The organism is Streptomyces sparsus, from assembly GCF_054776295.1.
Map to the genome: position 1 here is coordinate 1 of NZ_BAAHCA010000495.1, position 3,648 is coordinate 3,648.

3 protein-coding genes and 1 pseudogene are annotated in these 3,648 nt (G+C 73.4%); 3 read left to right on the forward strand and 1 reads right to left on the reverse strand.

Translation table 11 applies throughout. The features are described 5' to 3' along the window. Nucleotides 1–321 (reverse strand): annotated as a pseudogene (locus ACYVE9_RS19100) (hypothetical protein); the annotation flags it as partial. A gap of 315 nt (nt 322–636) precedes the next feature. Here ACYVE9_RS19100 and ACYVE9_RS19105 point away from each other — a divergent pair. The 3 genes from ACYVE9_RS19105 to ACYVE9_RS19115 all read left to right on the forward strand — a co-directional run. After that, entirely contained in the window at nt 637–2,076 is a 1,440-nt protein-coding gene (locus ACYVE9_RS19105) for a phospholipase (protein WP_461029100.1), read from the forward strand. A gap of 198 nt (nt 2,077–2,274) precedes the next feature. Continuing rightward, a complete protein-coding gene (locus tag ACYVE9_RS19110; protein ID WP_461029101.1) occupies nt 2,275–2,469 on the forward strand; it encodes a hypothetical protein in 195 nt (64 codons plus the stop codon). 28 nt (nt 2,470–2,497) lie between these two features. Further along, the coding region (locus ACYVE9_RS19115) for a hypothetical protein (protein WP_461029102.1) at nt 2,498–3,648 on the forward strand (1,151 nt) is incomplete at its 3' end.

Sequence of the window (3,648 nt, forward strand, 5' to 3'; positions counted from 1 at the left end):
GGCCGGCGGCTCAGCGGGAGCCGCCTGGGCCGGTGGCGGGGCGGCACCGCCGACCTCGCAGCCGGACGCGGCCTGCTTGCGTTTGATCTCCTCGACGACGGCCTGCCGGTTGGCGATCCTGGCCTCCGACTGGGCATCGGGGGCGGCCCGTTGCTCGGCGATGAATCTCTCGTTGTTCGCCAGCGCACCCGTCAGCCCGTCACAGACGACGGACGCCTGGCTCGTTCCGGCCATCACCGCCGCGCCGCCCCCGACCAGGGCGGCGGCGACCGCCAGCATGACGACCTTCTTCCGGCGACTGACCGTTCTCTTCCGGGACACGTGCCACTTCCGTTCCTCGACGACTGGTCCACGAAGCGCGTCTTCACTCGCGTGTGCTGGGGAGAACGTCGGCGGGAGGGCGGTCCGCTCAGCACCGGCCGGTCTTTGGCCGGATCTGACAGATCCGTGGCCCGCACGGGCGCCGCCGGGCACGATGCCCGCCGCGCGGGCGCGGAGGCGGCGACGCGGATCCAGTGCGGCGACGCGGCCGGCCGAGGCGGCACTGGCCGAAAGCCGCACTGTCCGACATGGCACAGCCCGGGCCATCATGGGCCGTTGATGACCTGAACCTGACAGACGAACGGATGGTGGACCGTGCCCGGAGCACGACGCACCACGTGCGCGGCGGCGGTACTGGCCCTCACCCTGCTGGCACCACTCCCCTCTGCCACCGGCAGCGAGGCCGCGAGCAGGGAGCCCACGACCCGCGAGGCGGTGGCCGTCGGGTCCACGGACGGCGGCGCGGTGGCACCACCCGAGGGTGCCGTCCACGTGCAGAGCGCGGTCAACGGCCTCAACGCCGCCGACGCCGGTGGTGAAGTGCTGCTGCGCCGACCCCGGGGCGACGAGGGCAAGCAGCGCTGGACGGCCGTGGCACTGAGCGGCGGCCGGCACCAGCTGCGGAGCGTGGACGACACCGGGCGCTGCCTGGGCAGGGCCGGGGAGGCCGCCGCCACCGTGTCCTGCGGCACGGCGGACGCGGCGTGGGACCTCCAGGCCGCGGCAGGCGGGACGTTCACCCTGGGCGTGCCCGGCGACGCCCGCCGGCTGGTGCTGGCCGACGCGCTGAACGGCCAGGTGCACCCCGACCGGCCGCGGCTCGCCACGGCATCCGGGGCGGAGGCCCGCTGGTACCTCACAGCGAACCCGCTGCCCTCACTCCCGATGCCGCCGCCCGGTGAGCGGACCCTGGACGAGGTCACCTTCCTCACCGCGCACAACGCCTACGCCAACGGCGTCGACGGCGGTTTCGCGCCACCGTTCTCGAACGCCTTCCCCAACCAGTCCCGCGGCCTCCGGCAGCAGTTGGACGACGGCGTGCGCGGGTTCATGCTGGACGTGCACCAGACACCGGACGGCGCCATCATGTGCCACGGCAGCTGCACCCTGGTACGCAGGCCGGTGGCCCTGTGGGTGGGTCTGCAACGCATCGTGGACCACCTGCGCGCCCACCCGGGCGAGTTCGCCACGGTGTTCCTGGAGGACTACGTGCCCGCCGCGCTGCTGCGCAGCGAACTCTCCCGGGTGAACGGCCTCGCCGACGTGCTCTACCGCCCGGACCGGGAGGGGGTGCGCACCCACGGTTGGCCGCGGATGGCCGAGCTGGGCGGGCCGGGCAGGCAGCTGCTGCTGTTCACCGACCGCACCCGGGCCCAGGACGGCGGCGGCCTCACCCGGGACTCCTTCGGCGTGATGTACCAGCGCGAGTGGACGGTGGAGAACCACTGGTCGATGGGGCCCGGCATCGGCGGCTCCGACTGGTCCTGCTACAGCCGCTGGTACGGCGCGGGCGTCAACGTGCCGCTCACCCGGGAGGAGCCGGGCTTCCGACCGCTGTTCGTGATGAACCACTTCCGGGACGTGCCGATCGCGCCGACCATCGCGTCGGACAACGGCAAGCTGCTCAACCGGGCGGAGAACTTCTGCGCCCCGGCCGCCCGCAAGAAGCCGAACTTCGTGGCCGTCGACCGCTACGAACTGGGGGACGCCGCCGCAGCCGTCGACCGGCTCAACTCCTACACCGTGCGTCCCTGACCCGCGGCGACCGGGGGCGCGACCAGGGCACCCGGCCGGGCACGGCCCGCCGCGAGACGTCAGGCTGCGCAGAGACGGGCGGGTGCGTCCGAACGGGTGGAAACCGGCACACCACCCGACTGCCGCTTCGCATGATTATGTGATTTCTGTGAGGGTGAAGGGACAGAAAGTCACCTTCATCGCCTCGCAGGAGCCCTCATGATCCTGTCGGTCTCCGGCGTCCTCCTGCTCGGAGTGGTCGCCTTCCTCTTCTTCCGAAAGGACGGTCTGAAGCTGTCGCACGCGGTGGTCTGCGCGCTGTTCGGCTTCTACCTGGCCGGTTCCGCCATCGCGCCGGGCATCAAGGCGGGCGGGGACAGCATCGCCAACCTGCTCGGCGGACTGACGCTCTGATCCGGCAAGCAGGAGGGAGCGGGACTCGATGATGCGGTCACTGCTGCGTGTACTGCCCGCCGGGGGATCGTTCACCCGCGCCCGCGGCCTCTTCCGTACCGCCGCCGACCACGCCGCGGACGCCTCCCACCCGCTGATCGTGGTGGCGCGCGGCCTGAGCCGGCTGACGGCCGCCGGCCGCCGCTGGTGGACGGACACCCCCCAGGAACGCCGCGGCCCGGCCCTGTTCCTCGCCGGGGCGTGCCTGCTGGCGCTCTACCTGGCACCCTACGGACCGGCCGCGGCGGTGGTCGTGCTCCTGGGCGCCGCCGCCTGGCAGGGCCGGGACCGGCCACCGCCGGGACCGGAGGAGCCGGCCGGGCCCGACGAGGAGCAGACCGCCCGGCTGCAGGCCCTCTACGAGGCCCTGGTGCCCTATTTCCACGTCGTCGAGGACGGGCACCCCGAGCCGCTGTTCGCCCACGACGGCACCTGGGAGCGCGCGTTCACCGAGCACGGGTTCGCCGCCGACGGACGGCTCGCCGGACTGCTGATGCGCTACCCGCCCTACTTCCCCGACGGTGAGCCGGCCTCCCGTACGCGGGTCCAGCAGGTGCTGTGCGCGAAGGCCGGGCGGGGCCGCGAGTACCGCTTCGACTGGGAGGAGGAGGCCAACCTGCTCCGGATGACGGTGCTGGACCCGCTGCCCACCGACCTGTGCGCGCAGCGGTACGTGGTCACCCCGGGTGAGGCCGTGCTCGGTTTCACCGACCCGGACTCGGTCCAGCGAACCCTGCCCGTCGGGGACGGTGCGAACACCCGCGACCTGCCGCCGGTGGTATGGCGCACCGGCCCGCGCTCCACCGAGTCGCACCTGCTCGCCCTCGGCCAGCCCGGTTCCGGCACCACCACGCTGCTGCGCTCGCTCGCCCTGCAGGCGCTGCAGCACGGCGACGTCCTGGTGCTGGACGGCACCGGCACCGGTGAGTACGCCTGCCTGGTGGGCCGCCCCGGCGTGCTGGGCGTCGAGACCACACTGGTCGGTGCGCTGGCGTCACTGGAGTGGGCCGCTCACGAGACCCAGCGCAGGCTGCTCGCCGCCGGGCGCGCCCGGCAGGACGGCCAGACGAGTCCGGAGACCGCCGTCCGGCCGCTGTGGCTGATCGTCGACCGGCCCGCCGTGCTCAGCCATGTGGCCCG